Annotated in this window: 19 protein-coding genes and 1 pseudogene; 13 read left to right on the forward strand and 7 right to left on the reverse strand. The window is 40.8% G+C overall.

All coding sequences use genetic code 11. The annotated features are described in order from the left end of the window. Window positions 1-119: 119 nt before the first annotated feature. Window positions 120-1,064, reverse strand: coding sequence for an ADP-ribosylglycohydrolase family protein (locus H6G08_RS31540; protein WP_190550382.1), 945 nt, complete (start codon window positions 1,062-1,064; stop codon window positions 120-122). Between the two features lie 392 nt (window positions 1,065-1,456). On the opposite strand from H6G08_RS31540, the gene H6G08_RS31545 reads away from it, so the two are divergent. The 4 genes from H6G08_RS31545 (at window position 1,457) to H6G08_RS31560 (ending at window position 6,665) form a co-directional block, all read left to right on the forward strand. Beyond that, on the forward strand, window positions 1,457-1,993 hold the full coding sequence (locus H6G08_RS31545) for an outer membrane beta-barrel protein (protein WP_190550384.1): 537 nt from the start codon (window positions 1,457-1,459) through the stop codon (window positions 1,991-1,993). A 406-nt stretch (window positions 1,994-2,399) separates the two neighbouring features. Beyond that, window positions 2,400-4,424 carry a sulfite reductase, ferredoxin dependent gene (gene sir / locus H6G08_RS31550; RefSeq protein WP_190550387.1) on the forward strand — a complete coding sequence of 675 codons (2,025 nt, stop codon included), beginning with the start codon at window positions 2,400-2,402 and terminating at the stop codon, window positions 4,422-4,424. 378 nt (window positions 4,425-4,802) lie between these two features. Continuing rightward, window positions 4,803-5,510, forward strand: coding sequence for a 16S rRNA (uracil(1498)-N(3))-methyltransferase (locus H6G08_RS31555; RefSeq protein ID WP_190550388.1), 708 nt, complete (start codon window positions 4,803-4,805; stop codon window positions 5,508-5,510). A 63-nt stretch (window positions 5,511-5,573) separates the two neighbouring features. Next, entirely contained in the window at window positions 5,574-6,665 is a 1,092-nt protein-coding gene (locus H6G08_RS31560; protein ID WP_190550434.1) for a tetratricopeptide repeat protein, read from the forward strand. 18 nt (window positions 6,666-6,683) lie between these two features. On the opposite strand, the gene H6G08_RS31565 is transcribed toward H6G08_RS31560, so the two are convergent. Next, window positions 6,684-7,169, reverse strand: a complete 486-nt coding sequence (locus H6G08_RS31565) for a hypothetical protein (protein WP_190550390.1) — start codon at window positions 7,167-7,169, stop codon at window positions 6,684-6,686. 417 nt (window positions 7,170-7,586) lie between these two features. On the opposite strand from H6G08_RS31565, the gene H6G08_RS31570 reads away from it, so the two are divergent. Further along, entirely contained in the window at window positions 7,587-8,228 is a 642-nt protein-coding gene (locus tag H6G08_RS31570; protein WP_190550392.1) for an esterase/lipase family protein, read from the forward strand. An 87-nt stretch (window positions 8,229-8,315) separates the two neighbouring features. Here the strand turns inward: H6G08_RS31570 and H6G08_RS31575 are convergent, their stop codons facing one another. Continuing rightward, window positions 8,316-8,747, reverse strand: a complete 432-nt coding sequence (locus H6G08_RS31575; RefSeq protein ID WP_190550394.1) for a VOC family protein — start codon at window positions 8,745-8,747, stop codon at window positions 8,316-8,318. A 232-nt stretch (window positions 8,748-8,979) separates the two neighbouring features. Here H6G08_RS31575 and H6G08_RS31580 point away from each other — a divergent pair, with 232 nt between their 5' ends. The 5 genes from H6G08_RS31580 to H6G08_RS31600 all read left to right on the forward strand — a co-directional run bounded on the left by H6G08_RS31580 (window position 8,980) and on the right by H6G08_RS31600 (window position 14,733). After that, the gene (locus tag H6G08_RS31580; RefSeq protein ID WP_190550396.1) at window positions 8,980-9,141 is read left to right on the forward strand and encodes a hypothetical protein; all 162 of its coding nucleotides are present in this window, start codon (window positions 8,980-8,982) and stop codon (window positions 9,139-9,141) included. Then, window positions 9,141-9,938 (forward strand): TIGR00297 family protein, encoded by a 798-nt coding sequence (locus H6G08_RS31585; RefSeq protein WP_190550398.1) that lies wholly within the window; start codon window positions 9,141-9,143, stop codon window positions 9,936-9,938. Before H6G08_RS31580 ends, H6G08_RS31585 begins: the two co-directional genes overlap by 1 nt. Before the next feature lie 578 nt (window positions 9,939-10,516). Next, window positions 10,517-11,275 (forward strand): peptidylprolyl isomerase, encoded by a 759-nt coding sequence (locus H6G08_RS31590; RefSeq protein ID WP_190550400.1) that lies wholly within the window; start codon window positions 10,517-10,519, stop codon window positions 11,273-11,275. Beyond that, window positions 11,224-13,962, forward strand: a complete 2,739-nt coding sequence (locus tag H6G08_RS31595) for a type I secretion system permease/ATPase (protein ID WP_190550402.1) — start codon at window positions 11,224-11,226, stop codon at window positions 13,960-13,962. The genes H6G08_RS31590 and H6G08_RS31595 overlap by 52 nt, the downstream gene beginning before the upstream one ends. 333 nt (window positions 13,963-14,295) lie before the next feature. Then, complete coding sequence (locus H6G08_RS31600; protein WP_190550404.1) at window positions 14,296-14,733, forward strand: DUF4332 domain-containing protein; 438 nt, start codon at window positions 14,296-14,298, stop codon at window positions 14,731-14,733. Window positions 14,734-14,841: 108 nt separating this feature from the next. Here the strand turns inward: H6G08_RS31600 and H6G08_RS31605 are convergent, their stop codons facing one another. Continuing rightward, complete coding sequence (locus H6G08_RS31605; RefSeq protein WP_096645359.1) at window positions 14,842-15,456, reverse strand: TetR/AcrR family transcriptional regulator; 615 nt, start codon at window positions 15,454-15,456, stop codon at window positions 14,842-14,844. A gap of 401 nt (window positions 15,457-15,857) precedes the next feature. On the opposite strand from H6G08_RS31605, the gene H6G08_RS31610 reads away from it, so the two are divergent. Both H6G08_RS31610 and H6G08_RS31615 read left to right on the forward strand, forming a co-directional pair. After that, complete coding sequence (locus H6G08_RS31610; RefSeq protein WP_242046354.1) at window positions 15,858-17,411, forward strand: M16 family metallopeptidase; 1,554 nt, start codon at window positions 15,858-15,860, stop codon at window positions 17,409-17,411. Window positions 17,412-17,467: 56 nt separating this feature from the next. Next, window positions 17,468-18,952 (forward strand): M16 family metallopeptidase, encoded by a 1,485-nt coding sequence (locus tag H6G08_RS31615; RefSeq protein WP_190550409.1) that lies wholly within the window; start codon window positions 17,468-17,470, stop codon window positions 18,950-18,952. Window positions 18,953-19,165: 213 nt separating this feature from the next. On the opposite strand, the gene H6G08_RS31620 is transcribed toward H6G08_RS31615, so the two are convergent. From H6G08_RS31620 to H6G08_RS31630, 3 genes and pseudogenes are all read right to left on the reverse strand, one after another. After that, window positions 19,166-19,897: a peptidylprolyl isomerase gene (locus tag H6G08_RS31620; RefSeq protein WP_190550410.1), complete on the reverse strand. Its 732-nt coding sequence runs from the start codon at window positions 19,895-19,897 to the stop codon at window positions 19,166-19,168. 1,768 nt (window positions 19,898-21,665) lie between these two features. Continuing rightward, window positions 21,666-22,037 (reverse strand): annotated as a pseudogene (locus tag H6G08_RS31625) (HetP family heterocyst commitment protein); the annotation flags it as partial. Between the two features lie 182 nt (window positions 22,038-22,219). Continuing rightward, on the reverse strand, window positions 22,220-22,438 hold the full coding sequence (locus H6G08_RS31630; protein ID WP_096645363.1) for a hypothetical protein: 219 nt from the start codon (window positions 22,436-22,438) through the stop codon (window positions 22,220-22,222). A gap of 1,144 nt (window positions 22,439-23,582) precedes the next feature. On the opposite strand from H6G08_RS31630, the gene H6G08_RS31635 reads away from it, so the two are divergent. Further along, a complete protein-coding gene (locus H6G08_RS31635; RefSeq protein ID WP_190550414.1) occupies window positions 23,583-23,732 on the forward strand; it encodes a hypothetical protein in 150 nt (49 codons plus the stop codon). The last annotated feature ends 162 nt before the right edge of the window (window positions 23,733-23,894 follow it).

Raw genomic sequence — 23,894 nt, forward strand, 5'->3', positions numbered from 1 at the left:
AGCCTGCCTTCGCAGGCTAAAAGTTTGATAGCCTGCGAAGGCAGGCTTCGTATTTCTAGCCCCACCCTTATAGGGTGAGGGCGTTTTTGCACATTTGGGATGCTCCCGTTGACGGTTGACTATTGACTATAGACAGCTGCCGCAAACCGATTTGCTAGGTTAATAATGTCTTGTTTGCGGGCAATTTGGTTAATCCATGCTTGGGGAATACTCTCTATTCCGTAGTAAATTCCGGCTAAACCGCCAGTTACCGCCGCAGTCGTATCTGTATCGCCGCCTAAGTTAACTGCTGTTAATACTGCATCAGAATAAGATGAACTATTTAAAAAACACCATAATGCTGCTTCTAGGGTATCGATGACATAGCCGCCAGAATTAATCTCTTCTACGGGCAGTTTATGGATTTCACCAGTATAGATGCGGCTAAAATGGGGTTTTTCTAGCAAATAGTCTCGTACAGAATAAATAGCTTGAATTTTCTCTAAACTTTGTAAATAAGCTGTTTGCGGGTCAGCTCCTTCTAACAGGGCAACGGCGATTGTAATATAAATACCACAAGCCATGAGCGATCGCGCATGAGCATGGGTAATGGCTGAAACATCATGTACCCGCGAAATTAATTCGTTATAGGTCAAGATTTTGTGGCAATAAGCCATTGGCAGGATTCTCATCAACGAACCATTACCATTGGTGTTTTCGATTTTTCCCCCGGCTTCCCGGGGCAAAATACCCTGTTTCAGACGCATAATTGCGGCATGGGTGGTATTGCCAATATCAAATAGCTGACCTCTAGGAGTCCAATAAGCGGCTTTATACCAGCGCCAGAAGGAATTAGCTATAGCATCTAAGGAATACCCTCTACAAAGACTTTCTGCCAAGCAAAACGTCAAAGAACTGTCATCTGACCAAGTTCCTGGTGGCTGATTCCACGTGCCATAACCCAACATCTTTGTGACTGGAGATTGAACTCGTTCAGCGCGGCTGGTAAACTCCACCGGCACACCCAACGCATCACCGACACATAAACCCATCAATCCAGATAACGTTTTTGTAGCGGCTAGCATTATTCAATCTCCATAGAAGTCTCTAAAACTTAACTTTATAGATTCCCTCTAGAGCTTGTTGCAATAGCTGTTACAACCTCATATTTCAGCTTATATGGAAATATCCTAATTAAGGGTTAAATCATTTTTTATCCTGGCTTTGAAATCTCATCACTATTGATATTTATTGTGCCAGTTATCAAAGCGTCTACCTTTTAGAAAAACTCCCGGATAATTCTCAAAAAGCTTGTAATTATAGCGCCACTATTATCAGTTCAGATTAATACAGGGCTGGAAACGTACCAGCATCAATAGAGACAGAAATTTAGTAGAAAATGAAAAAATCTTGGAACCTTTTTTATTAGAATGCGACTTTTAATTTAACAGCAAAAAAACAATATTTGGTGCGAATTATGAAAGGTTTACTTAAGTCTGCTTTGACAATTTCTGCGTTGTCTTCTGTAGTAATTGCTCCTCTTTTGATGAATGCAGGTCAAGCTTCTGCACAAACACAAAAAGGTACTGATGCTAGCTATATTGGTGCTGGTGTTGCAGGTGGTGTAACTAATGGCGGACAAGCTGGTCAAGATGCTCAATTTGGTGGTAACGTTACAGGCCGTTTAAAATTAGGACCTACTCCCTTTTCTGCACGTACTCAAATCTTATTTACTGATGAGACGACTGCAATTATTCCTCAAGTTTCTATAGACGCACCAATTGCTAAAGGAACTAACGTTTACTTAGCTGGTGGTTATTCTTTTGTGGAAACTGATGGTAAACAAACTCCTCTAGGCGATCGCGATGGTGTAGCTCTGACTGCTGGTGTAGAATCTGAAGTTGCTAAAAACTTCATGCTCTACGGTAACACCACACTAGGTATGAAGACTTACCAAAATAGCCCAGCTTCAGCTGTCAGCATTCAAGGTGGTGTAGGTTATCGGTTTAGATAGAGCATGGGGCATGGGGGAGCCACTGCGTTGGACGGGTTTCCCGGCTTGAAGCAAGTGGCGTCATAGGGCATGGGGCATGGGATAATTTTTTTCATGCTTCAGTCTGGAAAGATTTACCCAGGGATTGAAGTATTTTATAGGTTTGCAAAAAGGTGTCAGATTAGCTAGTTGAGGGAGTTGTTTGTTCTAAAGTTCCCGATCTGAAAGTTTGGCACAACCAGATATACTGGTATGCTGGTTTTGTTAAGTGTTGCGTCACTAACAAGGCCAGCTTTTTGTCATGTTAGAATAAAATATTCCTCATAATTCCGACCGGATATCCGGGGATCACCTGGCCGAAAAGGTGCTTTCAAATTTGCAGCTTCGGCGTCTACTGATGCCTTATTAAGAACAGTCTACAACTCTAATGGTTAAATCTCCTCCTTCCCCGATCGCTAGCCGCAAGCCTTCCAAAGTAGAAGGAATCAAGGAAAACAGTAATTTTTTGCGTGAACCTGTAGCCACTGAAGTACTTCAGGATACAACTCACTTTAGCGAAAATGCAGTGCAGTTGCTGAAGTTTCACGGGTCTTATCAACAAGATAACCGTGATAATCGCGTCAAGGGGCAGGAGAAAGATTACCAGTTTATGCTGCGGACGAAAAATCCGGGTGGTTTAGTACCGCCGCAGCTATATCTAGCTTTGGATAAGCTGTCTGATGAATATGGTAACCATACTTTACGAGCTACTACCCGTCAAGGGTTTCAGTTACATGGGATTTTAAAGAAAAATCTCAAAACTGCGATCGCTTCTATCGTCAACAATCTCGGTTCTACTTTGGGTGCTTGTGGCGATGTTAACCGCAACGTCATGGCTCCCCCCGTACCTTTTAAAAATCGCCCAGAATATCAGTATGCTTGGGAATATGCCCAAAATATTGCTGACTTGTTATCGCCCCAAACCGGTGCTTATTACGAAATTTGGCTAGATGGCGAAAAAGCAATTAGCGCGGAAGAAAGCCCAGAGGTAAAAGCAGCCAGACAAAGCGATACTAACGGGACATTAATCAACAATTCCGAAGAACCTCTTTATGGCACTTACTATATGCCCCGCAAGTTTAAAGCTTGTGTGACAGTGCCAGGGGATAATTCTATTGATTTATATTCCCAAGACCTAACTTTGGTTGTTATTACCAATAAAAAAGGCGAATTAGAAGGTTTTAACGTATTTGCTGGTGGTGGTTTAGGGCGGACACATAACAAAGAAGAAACATTTGCTAGACTAGCCGATCCGATTGGCTATGTCGCCAAAGCAGATGTTTACGACATCGTCAAAGCCATTGTTGCTACCCAGCGAGATTATGGCGATCGCTCTGACCGCCGCCACGCTCGATTAAAATATTTACTGCACGATTGGGGTGTAGAGAAGTTCCGCGCCAAAGTCGAAGAATATTTTGGCAAAGCGATCGCTCCTTCTAAAGAACTGCCAGAATTTAAATATCATGACTTTTTGGGCTGGAACGAACAAGGCGATGGCAAGCTATTCTTAGGCATTTCCATTGATAACGGTCGGGTAAAAGATGAAGGTGCTTTTCAACTGAAAACTGCCTTAAGGGAAATTGTGGAGCAATTTAACTTACCTATCCGCCTCACAGCCCACCAAAACCTGATTTTCTACGAAATTGCACCAGCAGATAAAGCCGCAATTCAAGCAATTCTTGACCGTTGTGGCGTTATCTCCGACCCTAGTAAAATAGACCGCTTAGAAAGGTTAGCAATGGCTTGTCCAGCTTTACCTACCTGCGGTTTAGCCATCACCGAATCAGAAAGAGCAATTCCCGGTATTTTAGACCGGATTAGCACGATTCTCGATAAAGTTGGTTTACAAAATGAGCAATTTGTGGTAAGGATGACAGGCTGTCCTAATGGCTGCGCTCGTCCTTACATGGCGGAATTAGCTTTTGTGGGAAGCGCCCCAGAAAGTTACCAAGTATGGTTAGGCGGTTCGCCCCATCAGACGCGGTTAGCCCAGCCTTACATGGAAAGGCTACACCACAACGATTTAGAAACCCAACTAGAGCCAATTTTCGTTTACTTTAAGCAGGCGAAAAACGCAGAAGAAAGCTTTGGTGATTTTTGCGATCGCGTCGGTTTTGATGCTATCCGCGAGTTTGCAGCTAATTACACAGTACAATCCGTGGCAAATTCAGATATTACAGACGATAGCGACGGTTTAGTGGAAGCAATAGCCGATTCACGAACCGCAGACAGTGAAGGACAAGAAGTAGCGATTGAAAACACTACCATTGCTACTTATAAGACTCGCCGCCGTGTCAGCTTGCAACATGAGGTATACAATAAGCTCAAAGACGCCGCCAGCAGTCAAGGTAGACCGATGACCGAATTGGTACATGAGGCGTTAGAAGCTTATTTCCAGAATCTGGAGAAATAGGGGCTAGGGGCTAGGGAAGAGAAATTTTCCCAGCAACTACTAATACCAATTCTCTATACACTTGCACTTAATAATTGCTTCTTTTCTCTTGGCGTTCTTCTCTTCTCCCAAGGGGAGACGCTGCGCGAACGAGACGCTAACGCGAAGGCGTTCTTGGCGGTTCATTCAATAAATATTAAGTGCATCATAGCGAATTGGTCTAAACAAATTAACTACTGATAAACGTCGATTATATAAAATATCGGCGTTTATTTTTATTTCTGGAAAAATTCTCTCTCATACCAAACTGCAATCTAAAACGTAACATTGAAACCTTCACAAGGGCGGGGAAACCCCGCCCCTACGGGGGTTCGTAAACAATAAAAATTACGAATTATTATGTCTCAACTGCAACGAATAGCGATCGCACCTTCTCAACTCCAACAAGGACAAATTGCACTCACCAAAGAGCAACAACACTATTTAACACGAGTATTGCGCTTGCGTGAAGGCGATCGCTTTATTGCAATGGATGGTAAGGGTAAATGGTGGTTAACCCAGCTAGCAGGGGAACAAGGACAGGTTTTAGAACCTTTGGTAGTCGAAACTGAGTTACCTGTAGCCGTTACCCTACTGATAGCTTTACCTAAAGGTAATGGGTTTGATGAAGTAGTCCGGTGTTGTACGGAGTTAGGAGTTACAACTATTGCCCCTGTTTTGAGCGATCGCACTTTATTGCAACCTAGTCCACAAAAACTCGAACGCTGGCGGCGGATTGCGGCGGAAGCTGCAGAACAGTCAGAGCGAGCGTTTGTGCCGACAATTTTAGAACCTGTGGCTTTTAGTAGTAGTTTAAAATTGACAAGTAGCCAAAAATATATCTGTGAAGCCCGTGGTAATTTTCCGCACCTCAAGGATTGCTTACCGCAACCAATTGACAAAGAAATTATTATCGCCACAGGCCCGGAAGGTGGATGGACGCAGCTAGAAGTTGATAATGCGATCGCATCTGGATTTCAAGCAGTATCTCTAGGGCGGCGGATTTTGCGAGCTGTCACAGCGCCAATAGTGGCTTTATCACTAGTTTCCGCAGCCTGTGAAGTATAAAGGATGTATATCTCACGCCAAGCCGCGACGAGACATTCTTCCAGTGTGGGTGTAAATAAAGTGATGATTGAACAAGTTGCTGCAGCTTTTGAGCGTAAAGATTATCACACTGCTGCTAAATTACTCAAAACCTTGTTAGATGAATCACCTGATAATCCTTGGGTGCAATTTTATCTAGCAAGGCTGCATGAAGTATCAAAAAAGTATAAGAATGCAGAAAAAGTTTACCGAAACTTGCTGCGAAGTACTACAAATACCAAAATTTTGACACTAGCGCGTCAGGGTTTGCAGCGATTGCAAGAAATTGAGCAAGAAGCTAGACAAAGAGCTATTATTGAGGCGACAACAGACCCTAGCAATATAGAATTAGGTGTACTGGTATTAGAACCTCTAAATAATCAATTAAAAACCCAATTAGCGCCTAAATTTGCTCAGATATTCCAAATTGATAATTATACTGCAAGGCTAACTTTACCCAGTCGCGGCTGGAAGTTATATCGCACTGGACAAATTGGAGAATTGAAGTTTTACGGTACGCAATTACAACAATCGGGTATTCCCTGCTTCTGGGCAAAAATTGCGGCGATTGGGCAAATTCGTGTATTTCAGGCGAATTATTTTTTTGAGGCTGGTGCTAATACTACTGTTATTTGTCGCAACCCCGCAAATCAAGTTGGTTCTTTAACTTTTAAATGGTCAGAAGTTAAAGCACGGGTAGTCGGACTATTACCTATTTTTGAGCAAGTTGTGGATGTTGATGCCCGTTACCAAATAGAACGCAAAACTAAAACCCAAGATTATGCACAGTTTTGTGATTTACATCTACCTGGTAGGAGTTGTATTTTACGACTGGCTGATAAAAGCTATGAATTTCAAAAAGGCTTAGAGATTGCACCTCAAGCTAGCCAAAATACTATCAGAATTAACTGGAATTTCTTACTAGAATGGCTTGACCAACAACTACCACAAATCAAAGTTTGGTCAGATTTTACACCTTTTGCGGAAACTATCTTAGACCATACAGAAATGCTGGGTAACATCCAGTCTCACATTCACCTGTTCCGTAGGGATAAGACTAACTGGGACCCAGCATTTCATTTATATAGTGGACTCGTATTTTCTCACCTTACTCACAATCGAGATGAGGATAATTAGCGAGCCAAGCAAGTCAATTTATTTAGAAGTTTTAACTTGAAGTGCAAGATCCAAGTAAGAACTCATATTAGCTCCAGGACGGCGGCGACCGTTAGTGCTACCAGAAGTAGCAGCAACATACTTGGGTGCAAAAGTGGTTTCTTTTGGTTCTTCTTTAACTACTTTAGCAGCAGCAGCTTTTTCATTCTTACCTGGTTCAATCTTCAAACCTTGCGCAGTTTGAACTAGTTGTACATCAGCTGGTTTTGCTTCCTTAGCTGATTTTTTCTTCGCAGCAGCTTTTGTACCGTTTAAGGATTCTGCTTTTGGTGCTGCTGGTGCTGCTGCTGTAACTGTTTCTGCTACCTTCTTAGTATTGTCTACTACTGTTGCTGCTGCTTTCTTGGCTGTGTCTTTAGCTTCATCTAGTTCCAAGTAGTAGCCGTTGCTTTTCTTATTTTTTCCTGGTAAGAGTCCAGTCAGGAAACTGACAATGCCCGAAATCAACTTTTTGATAAAATCCATTACAATTGCTCCTGCCTTTATAATTGAGAATTTCTACCGTAATTATTAAAAATTACGACATTATTTTACATTTTTTTACTTTGCGTCATCTGAGCGATCGATGACAACCTATATAAGGTTTTTACTTAATCAACATTGTAGTAATAATACAGCGCAAGCGTTTTCGCCTGATTTGCGATCGCGCTCATAACCTGAATACAATGCATACACTAAGAATTAATTATTAAATTTTACGGTAACTGAGAGCAAGATTCTGATAGGTGGCTTAACAAAAATTAACAATTATTTATTTGTGTAATTATGAATTTCCACTAAGTACAGTTGTTGTCTTTTAACCAGTAAAGAGACTGTCATAGATAATTTTTCAGCAGCAATCAGGCTCGGTTAAATTTTGTACAGGAGAAATCAAGCACAAATATGGTAACGAACAATCAAAATCAGCAACGAAATCCTGTGTTGTTAGTACATGGTATTGATGATACGGGAGCAGTTTTCTACCGGATGGGCAAGTATTTAAAAGAACAAGGTTGGTCTGTATATGCTTTAGATTTAGTCCCCAATAACGGTGCTAAAGGTTTAGATGAGTTAGCAAAGCAGGTAAGGGATTATGTAGACAGAGAATTTTCCCCAGAACAACCACTAGATGTAGTTGGTTTCAGTATGGGCGGAATTGTCAGTCGTTACTATATCCAGCGCCTAGAGGGAATTAAGCGCGTACAGAGGTTTATCACCCTTTCTTCGCCCCATCAAGGTACTGTGATAGCTTATGGCTCAATGCGGCCTGGTTGCGTGCAAATGCGTCCTAAAAGTGCTTTTCTGCAAGATTTAAATTCTGATGTGGCGATGTTGCAGGAGATAAACTTTACATCAATCTGGACTCCTTATGATTTGATGATTGTCCCCGCTAAGAGTTCCCAATTACCCGTAGGTAACGAGGTAATATTGCCAGTAGCTTTACACCCTTGGATGCTGTCAGATTCCCGGTGTTTGGCAGTAGTAGCAGAGACATTAAGCCAGCCGATTAGGGACTTGCAACTAAAAAATATCCGATCGCATTGAGGGCAGGGGAGCAGGGAGCAGGGAGCAGGGGGGAGGAACAGTCGTGTTGAGTCCAGAAATTGGGATAATTTATTTTTTGGAGTTCCCTTAAGTCCTATCCCCAATTTGCGAATACTCAGCACCGCCAAAAATCGCCTCTGGGTGACGGTAATATTTAAATTCCATTAAGTTATAAAACGGATCTTCTAAAAAGAAAGTGCGATGCTCTAAAGGCATACCTACAAAGCGGTTTTTCGGTTCTTCTCGAAAAGGTAGTTGGTGCTGTTGTGCCCTTTCTAGTAACTCTTGCCAATCTTGTTCGGCAGTAAACACTAGCCCAAAATGTCGGGGATAAATACCGCGTTGGGGTGTCAAAGGTTCCTTAGTGGTATGAGCTACTAACTGATGACCGTATAAATTAAGTATTAAAGCATGGGGATTTTCTCTTCCGGGAATACAGCCCAAACCATCTACATAATATGCTTTGGTTTGAGCAATGTTGCTGACTGGGAAAGCAAGATGAAATAAAGTTGCGCTCATAGTTTTCGCCTAGAACACTAGTACTGATTATTGCTATCTATCTTAAAGGAGCTAGGAGCTAGGGGCTAGGGGTTAGGGAAGGGGACAAGGGAGACAAGGGAGACAAGGGGGACAAGGAAGCAGAGGAAGCAGAGGAGGAAAATTATATAGATGCTCTCCCTCTGCCCCTCTGCGTCTCTTCTCCCTTTGCTCACTATTCACCCAATGCCCCATGCCCAATGCCCAATGCCCAATGCCCCATGCCCCATGCCCCATGCCCAATATGAACTTTATCCGGAAAGACAAGAGAATATCTGTAATTGTTGGATTATGGGGTGGAGAGGATCAAGCAGTAAAGCGCGAATTTCGCTATTCTGTTGATCATCAGTCCACACTAAATGAGATGTATTACTGATGCTCTCTTTCTTTGATTCTGCAAATCCTTGGTTGGTGGGAGTCGGATTAAACGCAATACTTTTGGGTTTAGTTTGGATTGCTCCTAAAAAGCTGCTCACTCCTGCGGGAATCTTCCATGCTTGGGTTTTGGGTGCGATTATTTGGGGAACATTGGGTTGGCAAGGGTATCTGGTAGTCGGATTCTATTTTTTAGTGGGTTCTGGTGTGACGCGGATAGGTATAGCGCAAAAAGAAGCCGAAGGAATTGCTGAAAAGCGTTCTGGCGCAAGAGGCCCGGAAAATGTCTGGGGTTCGGCGTTGGTTGCGGCGCTTTGTGCTTTGGGAATTGGTGCTTTAAATGCTGGATTATTTGCTGCTGTTCCTCAGTCTGTAGTCGCTAGTCTCGAGTCTCTACTGGTGTTGGGCTATGTGGCGAGTTTTAGTACCAAACTTTCTGACACTTGTGCTAGTGAGGTGGGTAAAGCTTACGGTAAACGAACTTTTTTGATTACCACTATGCAACCTGTACCTCGCGGAACAGAAGGCGCTGTCAGTTTAGAGGGGACTTTAGCCGGGGTAGTGGCTTCAATTGCGATCGCAATTCTCGGTTGGGGAGTCGGTTTGATATCTTTGTTAGGTGTAGTTTGGTGTGCGATCGCGGCTTTGATTGCCACTAGCTTAGAAAGTGTCATTGGTGCTACCCTGCAATCTCGATACACCTGGCTCACTAATGAATTAGTGAATGTTCTCAATACATTCATCGGTGCGATCGCAGCTATGTTAATTGCCTACATCTGGGGCTTATTTATTGCTTAATGAAAAACTCCACCCACAAGGGGATGGAGTTGTTGGGCAAGGGGCATGGGGGAGGCAGTGCGTTGGACGGGTTCCCCGGCTTGAAGCAACTGCCGTCATGGGGCATGGTGAAGAAATTACCAATGCTCAATGCCACAAGGGGATAGAGTTTCCCGCCGCTTTAAATTAATTGGGGCGCACAATTTAAATCAATTTTTACGGGTGTTATTTATCGTCAGTCTTTAGCCATTTTTGATGGTTACAGATAATTTGGCATTTCTATGTAAATGTCAAATATCTAGTTGAGTTCTAGAGATATAGCTGTAGCCAGATAGATTAGGACATCAACCTAAGATAAAACCCTGATACTAAAAGGTTTTTAAGTCTGTCAACTGTCAACTGTCAACAGCTATACAAATAACTTCACTATTTTTCTCTAGCTAAAGACTGATTTAGGTATTTATGCCAACGCAAACTAATTTACTAATTTGTTTTATAGAGATTTTGGTATGCAATATAACCAATAAAATTAGATAATCTCTATATTATTACAGTTGAAATTCGATAAAACACTGATTATTTTTATTCGTAATAAATTTATGGAACCTTTATCATTTTTAACTGTAAACGAACAACCAATTTCTCTAGAACAAGCAGTAAAATATCTCCAAGCATCGGGAAAGTTGACTCAGTTTATTGGGGAAATTATTCGTCAGTACATCATTGACCAAGAAATCAACATCAGAGATGATATTGATATCAGTTCGGCTTTAACAGAACAAGCAATTATTGATTTTCGCCTAAAAAATCAACTCACAGATCCGCAAACTTTTCAAGAATGGCTCAAGAAAAATGGCACGGATTACCAAACATTTCATTCATCAATTGCTTTTAATTTTAAACTAGAAAAATTGAGAGCGTTAGTTACTGAGCCTAAACTACCAGAATATTTCATTGAACGTAAAATATATTTAGATAGGGTAGTAATTTCGAGAATATTTGTGGATAATCGCGAACTGAGCGAGGAATTACATACACAAATTGAAGAAGGAGGCAGCTTTGAACAACTAGCTAAAGAATATTCATTAACAGAGGATCGCATTGTTAACGGCATGATGGGAGCCATTAGTCGCGGCACATTACCAGATATCGTCAGAGCCGCTATTGACGCAGCAAATCCCGGAGAATTGATTGGCCCAATAGAAATTGAAGGACGTTATGGTTTGTTTCGAGTAGAACAATTTTTGCCAGCCTCTTTAGAAGATACTCAACTAAAGCAAACACTACAAAATGAGTTGTTTGAAAAATGGCTAGCAGAAAAAATTCAAAAGCTGACAGTCAAGTTACAAGTGAAATAAAAATTCTGGATAATCACTCTCTAAAAATTAACGTGCTAGCTTCTGTACCGTGGAATCAACCGCCGCTATGCTGGCTAACTTCTGAACAACAATCCCGATTACAAAATCAATCAGAAATTCGTCGGTATCGCCTGGGAGAAAAAATTTGGTCAAACGCCATTGGAGGTTACCAGTTTTTTATTGTCACTGGTAAAGTTCGCTTGCGCGAAGAAGAAATTGGCAAGCCATTAGCAGCTTTACAACCAGGAGACTGGTTTGGTGACTTACAAAAATTATCTGTAGAATGCAAAGCTGTTGCTGCTAGTAAAGAAGTCATTGTGGTTTGTTGGGAAACTACACTTTGGGCGGAAGTTTTAACGCCAGAAATGGCGGGGTTTTTTGAAGGACAAGGGGAAGGGGGACAGGGAGGACAAGGAGGACAAGGGGGACAAGGAGGACAAGGGGGACAAGGGGGACAAGGGAGACAAGGAGGAATAGATAATTCCCTAGCCCCTAGCCCCCAGCCCCTAGCCCCTAACTCCCAACCCCTAGCCCCTAATCCCCAGCCCCATGCCCCTAGTTATAACTATCCGTTTGTGGCGAGTGGGAATACAGCCGCAGCTTGTTTAACGATGGTGGCGCAGCATTTGGATAATGCGGTGAAGTTGGAATGGGTACAACGCCAACTGCGGGGACAGCGCCCGAAAAATGTTGTGGAAGCAGGAGAAAAGTTAGGCTTATTGTTGCAGCGTTTGCAAATTGATTGGGGTGATTTGCGCTCGTTGTCATTTCCGGCTTTAATGCAGTGGTATGCTGCGGGGCAAGAAAGTCCTACTTGGGTGGTAGTCTATGGGATTAAAGGCGATCGCTTAATTATCGCTAATCCTTTAAATAGCGATCGCATTTGTGAAAGTCTCCCTCAATCTGTAGTCGAAGCCGCTTGGGATGGGAAAATTTGGACGGTAGAACTCATTTCTCAGCAAGAAAAATTTAACCTGAGTTGGTTTACACCCGCCGTTTGGAAATATCGGGGATTATTAGGCGAAGTTTTGCTAGCTTCTTTAACATTGCAATTTTTGGGGTTAGCTACACCGCTAATTACCCAAGTTGTGATTGATAAAGTCATGGTGCAAGAGAGTTTACCAACTCTCGATGTCATGGCGATCGCACTTTTATTAGTAGCGATATTTGAAGCTGTACTCGGCATACTGCGGTTATTTATCTTTACCCATACAGCCCGACGTTTAGATTTAAGTTTATCAGCGCAGTTATTTCGCCACTTAATGCGCTTACCCTTAGCTTATTTTGAATCGCGGCGCGTCGGGGATACAGTAGCCAGAGTCCAAGAACTCGAACAAATCCGCCAATTTCTTACAGGTACAGCCTTAACGGTGATATTAGATAGCGTCTTTGCTGTGGTGTATTTAGCATTGATGTTTTATTACAATATCCCCCTCACCTTTGTAGCTTTAGCAGTATTGCCATTATTTGCCACATTAACCATCGTCGCGACACCAATTTTACGGGGTTGGCTGAACGAAACCTTTAACCGCAGCGCCGACAGTCAATCCTTTTTAGTAGAGACAGTTACCGGCATACATTCAGTTAAAGCCCACGCAGCCGAACCAGCAGCACGCGATCGCTGGGAAGGTTTATTTGCTCGCTTTATTCGCACCAGTTTTAAAGCCTCAACTACCTCCAACATCAGCAGCAATTTAGGTGACTTTCTCACCAATTTTTCTACCTTATTAATTCTCTGGTTTGGGGCAAAATTAGTCATTGACCAAAAACTGACAATTGGTCAATTAATCGCTTTTCAAATGTTATCAGGAAGAGTCACCGGGCCGCTATTGCGTTTAGTACAGTTATGGCAGAATTTGCAACAAGTTCTTCTATCTGTAGATAGAATCGGTGATATTCTTAACGTTGCGCCCGAAGCCGAAGCCGGAACCGGATTAGTATTACCAAATCTCAACGGACAAATTGCTTTTGAACAAGTATTTTTCCGTTATCAATCCAGTACAGAACCAGTATTAAGGGGCATTTCTTTTAACGTTGAACCAGGACAATTTGTCGGGATTGTCGGGCGTAGTGGTTCTGGTAAAAGTACCCTTTCAAAATTATTGCAACGCCTTTATCAAATTGAATCAGGACGCATTTTAATTGATGGTTTTGATATCAAAAGTGCCGATTTAGCTTCACTGCGGCAACAAATTGGTGTAGTTTTGCAAGAAGACTTTTTATTCAACGGTTCCATCTTAGAAAATATCACCCTCGGCAACCCCGATATTACCGCCGAACAAGTAGTAGAAGCAGCGAGACTAGCCGTAGCCCATGATTTTATCAGTCAATTACCCTACGGTTACGAAACCAACGTCGGCGAACGAGGTACAGCTTTATCGGGGGGACAGAGACAACGGATAGCCCTAGCGCGGTTGTTTCTTTCCAGCGCACCGATTTTAATCTTAGATGAAGCCACCAGCGCCTTAGATAGCGAAACCGAACAACAAGTACTGCAAAACCTGCAAACAATTTCCGCCAACCGCACCGTGTTTCTCATCGCCCATCGATTCGCCCCCCTCAAGCGTGCGGACTTAATTTTGGTGATGGAACAGGGAGTAATTGCCGAACGCGGTACTCATGTGCAATTGTTACAGCAAAAAGGCTTATACTGGTCACTTTATCAACGCCAACAAGCAAATATTTAGCATAACCCAATTGTTGGTATTAGGGGCACGGCAGCAGTAATATTATTGTCTGTACCAAAAGATTATGGATGCCGTGCCCCTACAGTTATATGCTATGTTTGCTGCTATATCGCCTGAACAATTCCCCAGAGCGATCGCTTATTACTAATTTAAACAACAATGGCACAAATGGTAGGGGCATGGCAGTGCCATGCCCTCTAAAATATATTGATGTGCCAATCAAAATTAAGAAATTATAGCTGATAAAACTGCATTATCATGCTTTGTAACCTTCTGCCTTCATCAACTTTCTGCGGCACAATAGTTACAACAGCCCTGATTTAATTACAAGAAATGCCTGCTAAACAAACCGCTAGTAATAACACTATTCAAGGGTGTGACTGGCCAATTGAACAATTACCGGGATTGAGTCTAGAAGAACAATCTCAATTGCAAAGCTGGGGAATTACCACCACAGGATTATTAGTCAAGCAAGGGAAAACCCCAGAAGCAAAGTTGGCGTTAGCGAATAAATTACAAGTTCACCTGCAGTATGTAAATAAATGGGTAGCTTTGGCTGATTTGGCGAGAATTCCCACTGTGGGGACGCAATATTGTGGTTTATTGTTACACGCGGGTATTGGTTCTGTAGCCCAATTAGCGCAGGTTCCCACACACCGATTACACCAACAAATTCTCCGCTTGCAAGTAGCCACAATGCAACGCCGAGATTTGTGTCCTGCTATCAAGTTAGTACAGCAGTGGAGTTACCAAGCAAGACAAATTAGTTAAAAGGGCATTGGGCATTGGGCATTGGGCATTGGGAAAATATAATTCTTAATTTTGAATTTTGAATTTTGAATTTTGAATTATTTGTCCTCCTTGTCCTCATTTAGTTTCTTATTCTTTGGCGAGTACGCCGTTGAGAAAAATATCCGCGAGTCCTTCAGCCATTTGCTGCATTTCTTGGGGAGAGGCGTTTGGTTCCATGAGGGTATTGTTGGAAAAGCCGGCGATCGCAAACATTCCCAAGAATACCTTAGCCACTAATTTGGCATCAGTTTGGCGATAAATGCCTTTATCCATCGCTGTTTGAAAGAAAGCCTCAGCCACATCTGTCATTTTTTCAATCACATCCGATTGAATGCGATCGCGTAAATCTGGATGAAACTGCACCTCCATAAAGCAAACTTTCATTAAATCGACATTTTTGTGCAAATTCCACATCCGGCGGCGCATTACTTGGGCTACGGCTTTATAACTGCCCATTTCGCTTAATTCTGTCAGCAAATCTGTGAGAATATCTACCCAGCCACTAGTCGCCACCTCTACCAAAATTGCCTTTTTATTGGGAAAATGACGAAACAAAGTACCCTCGGCTACACCAGCGGCCTGTGCTAAGTCGCGGGTAGTGGTACCATCAAAACCTTGGGAGGCAAACAATTTTTGTGCCGCTTGTAAAATGCGGGTACGTGTCTGTGCCTCTGAGGGAGGAGAAGAATTAAAAACTCGCATAGTAGTTATGGGGAGATATCCGGAACAAGACTTGTAGCATTATTGTCTAACAGCGAATCCAAAAAGCACAGAAAGCTTAATACAAGATTAACGCTCTGTCTTTCCCTTAGCCTGCCTCTAAGGTATTAAACAATTCGTAGTTGTAATTCATAATTCGTAATCATGTTTTGTGACAAAGATTTAACCATAAATCAATCTGAAGCTTTCTATTTATCTGGCTTCTACAAAAGAAACATAAACACAAAACAAGTCGTTTATATAAATGAGCTATCAATCTCTATTGAATTACGAATTACGAATGAGTAATTACGAATTAATATGAAACTTTACTGTATTTTTCGCTTATGAATCAGCCCAATTGCGGGAGAGCAATTTTCAATTTTTCCCAAAGATTATCCGTGATGCTTTACCGGATGTTTGTCACTTTGCTAACTCTGGCATTTTTGTGGAGTGCTTTACTTCCAGAAGTGGCGCTAGCCCAAACTACAGCACCTCCAGCGCCAACTAGCAAAACTCCAACTTCGATTCAACCTTATCTAGATCGCGTCATCAAGCAGTTGACGGAGTTTCGCCTAGATAACGGTTTGAAGTTCATTGTTTTAGAACGTCATCAAGCACCAGTAGTATCTTTTTTAACTTACGCTGATGTTGGCGGTGTAGATGAGCCAGATGGAAAAACTGGTGTAGCTCACTTTCTAGAACATTTGGCTTTTAAGGGTACAAAGCGCATTGGTACAAAAGACTACAACGCCGAAAAACCCTTATTAGACCGACTGGAACAGTTAGACACGCAAATTAGAGCCGCCAAAGCAGCAGGTAAAACAGAGGAACTGGCGAAGCTACAAGCCGAATTTGATCGGGTGGAATTGCAAGCAACCAAACTCAGCAAGCAAAATGAAATGGGGCAAATTGTCGAACAAGCTGGAGGTGTGGGGTTAAATGCCAATACTTCTACGGAGGCGACTCGTTATTTTTATAGCTTCCCCGCTAATAAGTTGGAATTGTGGATGTCTTTAGAATCGGAGCGATTTCTGGAACCTGTACTCAGCCGCGATTTTTATAAAGAGAAAGAGGTAATTCTAGAAGAACGGCGTTTGCGGGTAGAAAATTCCCCCATCGGCTTAATGATCGAAAAATTTATCGATGCAGCCTATAAAGTTCATCCTTACAGACGACCGGTGATTGGTTATGACCAGGATATCCGCAATTTGACGCCGGATGATGTGCAAAAGTTTTTTAACAATTATTATGTACCGAGTAATTTAGCGATCGCAATTGTGGGTGATGTTAACCCCAATGAAGTCAAAAGACTAGCGCAAATCTACTTCGGACGCTTCCCCGCCAAAACAAAAGCTGTTCAGCCAATCCCTACAGAACCACCACAGGCGCAAACCAGAGAAGTAACTGTAGAATTACCTTCCCAACCTTGGTATTTAGAGGGTTATCACCGTCCAGCAGTTACCCATCCCGATAATGCTGTGTATGAAATTATTGCTGGTTTATTAAGTAATGGACGGACATCGCGGTTGTATAAATCTTTAGTAGAACAAAAGCGATTAGCTTTGGCTGCTCAAGGTTTTAGCGGTTTTCCTGGTGATAAATACCCAAACCTAATGTTATTTTATGCGCTGACAGCACCAGGGCATACAGTTGATGAATTAGCAGCAGGTTTACGCACAGAAATTGACAAATTGAAAACTGAACCTGTCACTGATGCGGAATTGCAGCGCGTAAAAACCCAAGCTAGAGCCGATTTGTTACGTACCCTCGATTCTAATATGGGCATGGCGCAGCAGTTATTGGAATATGAGGTAAAAACTGGCTCTTGGCGGAATTTGTTTAAGCAATTGGATGAAATTGCCGCAGTCACGGCTGCTGATGTGCAACGAGTAGCAAAAGCATCGTTTACCGCCGAAAATCGCACAATTGGCAAGTTGTTGTCAAAACAGGGATGAGGAACCGCAAAGAACCGATGAAAAGAAATATCCACAGGTACCACAGTAAAAGGCAGATGTTATTCGGAATCCAAAATGGCAAGAAGTTGATTTATGCTTTGGTAATTGCTTTTGCCTTTGTACTTTTGACTTTTAACTTTTCTTTAGCGGCGACAGCAGCAGCCAAGCATTACACGGAGTTGCAGTTACCACCGTTACCACAGGTTAAGTTACCTAAATACGAGCGCTTTGTCTTGCGCAATGGCTTGGTAGTTTATTTAATGGAGGATCGCGAGTTACCATTGATAGGCGGTACGGCGTTGGTACGCACGGGAAGTCGCCTAGAACCCGCAGATAAAGTTGGCTTGGCTGACTTTACAGGTGAGGTAATGCGAACTGGGGGAACGAAGAAGCATTCCCCCGACGAACTCAACCAAATCTTGGAACAACGCGCCGCTTCGGTAGAAGCTGGAATTGGTGAAGCTTCTGGTAGTGTGAGTTTTGAAGCACTAACAGAAGATTTAGAGACAGTGTTTGGCTTATTTACTGAGGTGTTGCGGGAGCCAGTATTTGCCCAAGAAAAGTTAGATTTGGCGAAAAATCAGGAAAAAGGTAGTATTTCTCGCCGTAATGACGATCCTCATGCTATAGCAAGTCGGGAATTCCGCAAATTAATCTATGGTAAAGATAGCCCCTATGGGCGGACTACAGAGTATGCTTCCATAGAGAAGATTTCCCGTGAGGATTTGCTGAAGTTTTATCAGCAATATTTTTACCCGAATAATATAATTTTAGGGATTGTGGGCGATTTTGACGCGAAAAAAATGCGATCGCTCATTCAAGCCAAGTTAGGCGATTGGAAACCTAACCCCAAATTGGCTAAACCCCAGTTACCACAAGTCACTCAAGCTAACACTGGCGGCGTGTTTATTGTCAATCAGCCGCAGTTAACCCAAAGTAATATTTTCATTGGGCATTTAGGCGGAAGGTTAGACAATCCTGATTATGCAGCGTTAGATGTAGTTAATGGTGTATTGAATGGATTTGGCGGACGATTATTTAATGAAGTGCGATCGCGCCAAGGTCTAGCTTATTCAGTATACGGTCAATGGAGTCCCCGTTACGATTATCCCGGACTTTTCATTGCTGGGGGACAAACGCGATCGCAAACTACAGTCCAATTCGTCAAAGCCTTACAAGCAGAAATTAAGCGTTTGCAAACTCAAAGAGTCACGCCACAAGAACTAGCTTACGCCAAAGAATCTACCCTCAATTCCTTTGTTTTCAACTTTGAAAACCCTAACCAAACCATCTCACGCTTAATGCGATATGAATATTATGGTTATCCATCTGATTTTATCTTTCGCTATCAAAAAGCCGTAGCCGCCACCACAGCCGCCGATGTGCAACGGGTAGCCAAGGAATATCTTAAACCAGAAAGTTTGGTAACTTTAGTAGTCGGAAATCAAAAAGAAATTCAACCACCTTTAACTCAGTTATCCGCACAAGTTACACCCATAGATGTAACTATTCCTCCTGCACAACCACAAGCCAAAAATTAAGCCTTTAATAGCAATTCCCAATTCGTAATCTAAGCAAATATATCCTGTAGGGGTTTAGCATTGCTAAACCCTTTCTTATATAAAATATAAATATAGCCGTAGCAGCTAAATTAGGACATCAAGCTAAGATAAAATCATACCAATAAAAGCTTTTCAAGTCTGTCAACAGTCAACAGTCAACGGTCAACAGCTATATCTTTCTATCTATCTTTCTCAAGAAATCAACATATATTCTAGCTCTTGATGTAACCAATTATTAAACATATCATTGAGAATTTCTTGATAACGTTCTGGGGTTAATGTAGCCGGAATAAACTCATCAACCCAAAAAAGATGATAACCTTGCTCGCTTTTTAAAGGGCCGATCAATTCTTCAGTAGAAGAGCTAAATAAAGCCGCAGCAATATCTGGCTCCAGCGCAAACCGATAAATATTACCTTCATAACCACAATGCTTGCGGCGTTGCATATCTATATCATAAATATGCGCCGCATCATAAAAAGTAATTTCCGCTTCTGCAATTTGATAGTAAATTTCTTGCGCGAGTTTTTCTGATTCTACCATGATTTGGTAGAGGCTAACTTGCTCAAATTCAAGCTGATTTTCAATAAAAAATAACTCTACATCTTGGGCAAATAATGCTTCGGCTAACTTCTTTGATAATAAGCGATCGCGAATTCCTATTTCCCAATCCTCAGCAGAAACCAACTGCTCTGCTAACCATGCTAAGGTATCTGAAGCTTTTTCTAAATGCTTCTCCCGGCGCTGGCGATGGGCTTCCGCTTCAATCTCTGCTGGTGTAACATTTATACCTCTTTCTTGGGCTGTATCATTTATTAATCTTTGAAACCAAACTTTTTGACAAACATCTTTAAAATTCATTTCGCTTTTGAGGAGGTTAACAATTTCCTCTGGGTCAACAATTGATTTAGAGAGGTTTATCATAATACTTGATACTTACTAACAACTAAGAAATTTTTCTCAAATTATTTATATATATGAATTAATAAATTTGACTTTACACTTTATGTAAAACTTTTCTGAAACCTACTTAATCTATAATAAGAAGTAATTTTCATATACTTTTTACTTATGTTTTAGGCTAATTATTGAGAAATTACCGTTACTATTTCTATTCACAAGCGATCAACTGATACTTTTTATACTCTAGGCGCACCCTTTTCTTATGAAAGTTGGCAAATAATTATCTATACATCTATCTTTAGTAGTAAAAAGTAAAATATTAACCTTTTATTAAATAAACATTAACAACAGATTAAATAATTTGGTAATTGCCCCAAACTATTTTACAAAAAGTAAATCGCCTAAAATCCTGACAAATGACTCTTGTACAGACGCGATTCATCGCGTCTCTAACAAATGGCTATTGTACAGACGCAATTAATCGCGTCTCTAACAAATGACAAATAAAAAACTGGAAGCCATACAAATTATGAGCTTCCAGTATTAATAATATAAATTGCTAATTTCTTAAACAGCTTTGACATACTCCCCAGCCTAAAGGCGTGGGGATTCTGGGTTCAAACAACAGTTGCAGGCATAGCCCGTCTTACACTATCTCGCCCGACAGACAATGCCCTGCCTGTTTGCACAATTCTATCAAAAAGCCGTCCTTAAAGGACGGGGCTTTAGACCCAGGTTTTTGGTAACTTTCTTGATAGTAGTCTCAGAGCTATAAGCTTCACCAACATTGACGAGAATTTAACTGTCACTGTTTCAAATTTCCACTCCTGCTAAAAGTGCTAAATATGATTTGTGGAAATAAAACCATACTAACCACAGTCAAGGAAGTTTTATCAGCATCGCTCCCACCATCTGTAAACTAGGTGAGAGCAATTCAAAGTTGAGAATGGGAGAATTCACAACTTTTACTTTTTATAGCTCAAGCTTCCTGGGAAAAAGAACCACCATCAGCAACAGTCGAAGTTTTAGTCTTGATGTTGGATTTATTTACTCTCAAAGACATGGAATATATTTCACGAGCGGAACTCATCATTGATTTTGTTCCCATGCATGAAATTAGCTGGTTAATTAGCTATTTTTCAGTTGGCATTTATAAATTTATAAAATTTTCTCGCCTAATTAGTGCCAAATTGGCAGAATTCATTATAAAAAATGGTCTTTTTTTAAGAAACTTTACCTAGATACAACTTTGAGTAATATTTGCTTACTATTTTTTTAATTTCTGTTGAGTTTTCTATGATTAAAATAATATATACAGTTTAACTATTAGGCTAAATACGCTATAATCAGGAACACAATATCACCTCAATTCAATATCAATATTTCTAGAGAGCAAAAAGCAGTCCCCCTACTTTAGGGGGAAGCTAAAGTTCAACATTGTAAATTTTGGTATCACAAAGCAAATCTGTCCGCTAGATTTCTACAAGCCTTAGATATAAGGCCAAACATAATTATAAACCTGCCGTGCTATAAATTCTCAATCTGCATGGCAAATAGGCAGCTATTTAATTAACTGCAAATCTCCAGATATTGAATTCAGAAATGGGTAAATAAAACTTGCAGAGATTGAAAGCAGAATCTATTACAGCACGGCGTCAATAAACTATCCAATGGAAATATTCTCATCCCTAGCGAAAAGGTAATTAAGAATTACACATTTCGCAAAGTGCTAGTAGAGAAATTTCTCGCTGGAATTTTGATTTGATTGCTGTTATTGAATCTACTTTGCTAACCACTTTTCTTTGGGAGTACGCATTTCTGTTTTTTGTTTGCTCACAACTTCTAGATAAGCTAAGTCCTTAATTTTGGCTAAACAGCCAGGAGAAACATTCTTCTCAGAGCGTTTCTCTGGAGATTGTTGATTTAAATTTATGTTGGGGTTTTGCTGCTGCTTTGAGCGATTCAGCAGCGAGTTTTCTTTAAGTAACCGATTGTAGGTACGGTAAGGAATGTAATGTAAAGGATTGTAGCCCGCAAACCGTAGCATTAAAACACAAGCCCAGGAATACTTTCCAGCTAAAATTGCTTCTACTACTTGGTCAAATTGTTCGGGAGGAATCGAGTCTTTTAATTTGCTAATGCTAGGAATCTCTTGGTTCATAGTGTTATTTGTCGGGGATAAATTTATCCGATTAATGTTCTGCAATTGGGGTAATTTAAATTGAAATTAGCAAACAGCTTGATACTGCTTGCATTTGCTGAATTATTTGCAGCAATATTTTGGTAATGCACTATGAGTAAATCTTGACTGGTGCAAACAAAAACAAAAGTTTTGCGCAACTTTTAAAATTTATCTTCAATAAAGTTGCTTGCTTGATACCAGTATTTTTCTAATACAGTTACAGTGGGAGTTGCTATAGCAACAGCACTGCAATCAATTGATAATGTTGATACTTTTTGCGGAGTAAGATATTTCTGCGGATGGAAATCATAACGCTTCATCCCCAAATTTTCTCCTTGGTTGGAGGTTTCGACTGCATTTAACCTGATGATTCTTTCCATGAGCTGACCTTTTCAAAAACTTGAAGATTGTGAATCAAGTTGAATGTGATGCTTTAGCGTAACTCTTCAGATAGTCTCCCAAGTTCCACAGTTGTGACTAAGTGGTACTAGCACTGATGGAACAAGCTGCTTTTGCTTTGCAGTTAATCTCAGGTAAAAATTTACCAATGGCGATTTTAGATGACTGGTAGAAAAAAGTGTCCTGATAGCTCTTGGTAGATGCAGTTTCGTCCTCTAGAAATTTTCTTACTCCTAATCTAATTACTGTTCCCTGATAAAAAGATTGTATATTTAGTGACTATGAAATTAGGAGATAATTAGTAAAACTCCTGAAGGATTAGGTTAGTCAAGAAAAATTCTGTAACCTTGACGTTAAAGAACAACATTTTTATTTATACTACATTTTTGCTGTTAATGTCATCTACCAAAATAGTACATTTATCAGTTAAATTTAGTGATTTCATAGTGATTTCTACTTGTGTATTGTGCAACTAGACATTTTGTTACTTATTTTCTAGAGAGTGATGGGTGTTACCCCTCATTTGCTCGGCATGAAAACGTTTATTTACTTCATACTACTGAAAGATTTTACCATTGACTTTGTTGTTTAACAGCAGAAAAAATCAGCAGTATAGATATTATTAAAAAAATCTTAAGCCTCTCAAGCTTATTAAAAATAATTCTTAGGAAATCTGGCTAATATATACCAATTTAATTGCTGTAAGCTTTTATATAGCAAGACTTACAGCTTTTAAATGCTAAGGCGATATTATCCAGCGATCGCTAATATGATGCGATTAGCATTATTAAATTAAAGATAAAAAATTTTTCAAAATACTGGGTTTATGATATGATAGATAAACCATCATCACCGGAGCCAACAATGCTCTGGCAAATCAGCCACCTCTACAAAAGTTGTAAATAGCAAAAGTAGCTGATTTAGCACCAAAATAAAATTCTTAATTGGCAAAAATCCCAGCTTTAATCTCTAGTATTCTCAGTGTTAATTGCAAAAAGCTAAGTTACTGTTATTTTGGTTACAAACTTTTTTGTTAATTGAGATACATAGCAAATTTGAGGTTGTAGAAATTTTAATTAAGTGCTGATGTTGCTATCAGCTTTGACAATCGGAGCTTTTTCCACAATGACACATCGGGAGAAAGCAGCCAAAATCCTGGAAGTCAGAAATTTAGCTGGATGTAAGGTGAATCAATCAGCTAGAGCGATCGCATCTGCTAACCTGATAACAGCACCTATAGCTGAGATATTCTCCATTCCCCTGAATTTTGAATAATGCAGAACAGTGCATACCTAAAGGTTAGGGTTATGGGTAAGCATTGTATGTTTAATACAGCAACTAATATCAGTACAAAAAATCGCCCATTCTTTCACTGTTGATTGTTGCTCACTCCAACAGCCTCAGCAAAACGCAATTATTTGTGTCGTTTATCACCAA

The sequence above is a fragment of the Calothrix anomala FACHB-343 genome (assembly GCF_014696435.1).
In the GTDB taxonomy this organism is placed as follows: domain Bacteria; phylum Cyanobacteriota; class Cyanobacteriia; order Cyanobacteriales; family Nostocaceae; genus Aulosira; species Aulosira anomala_A.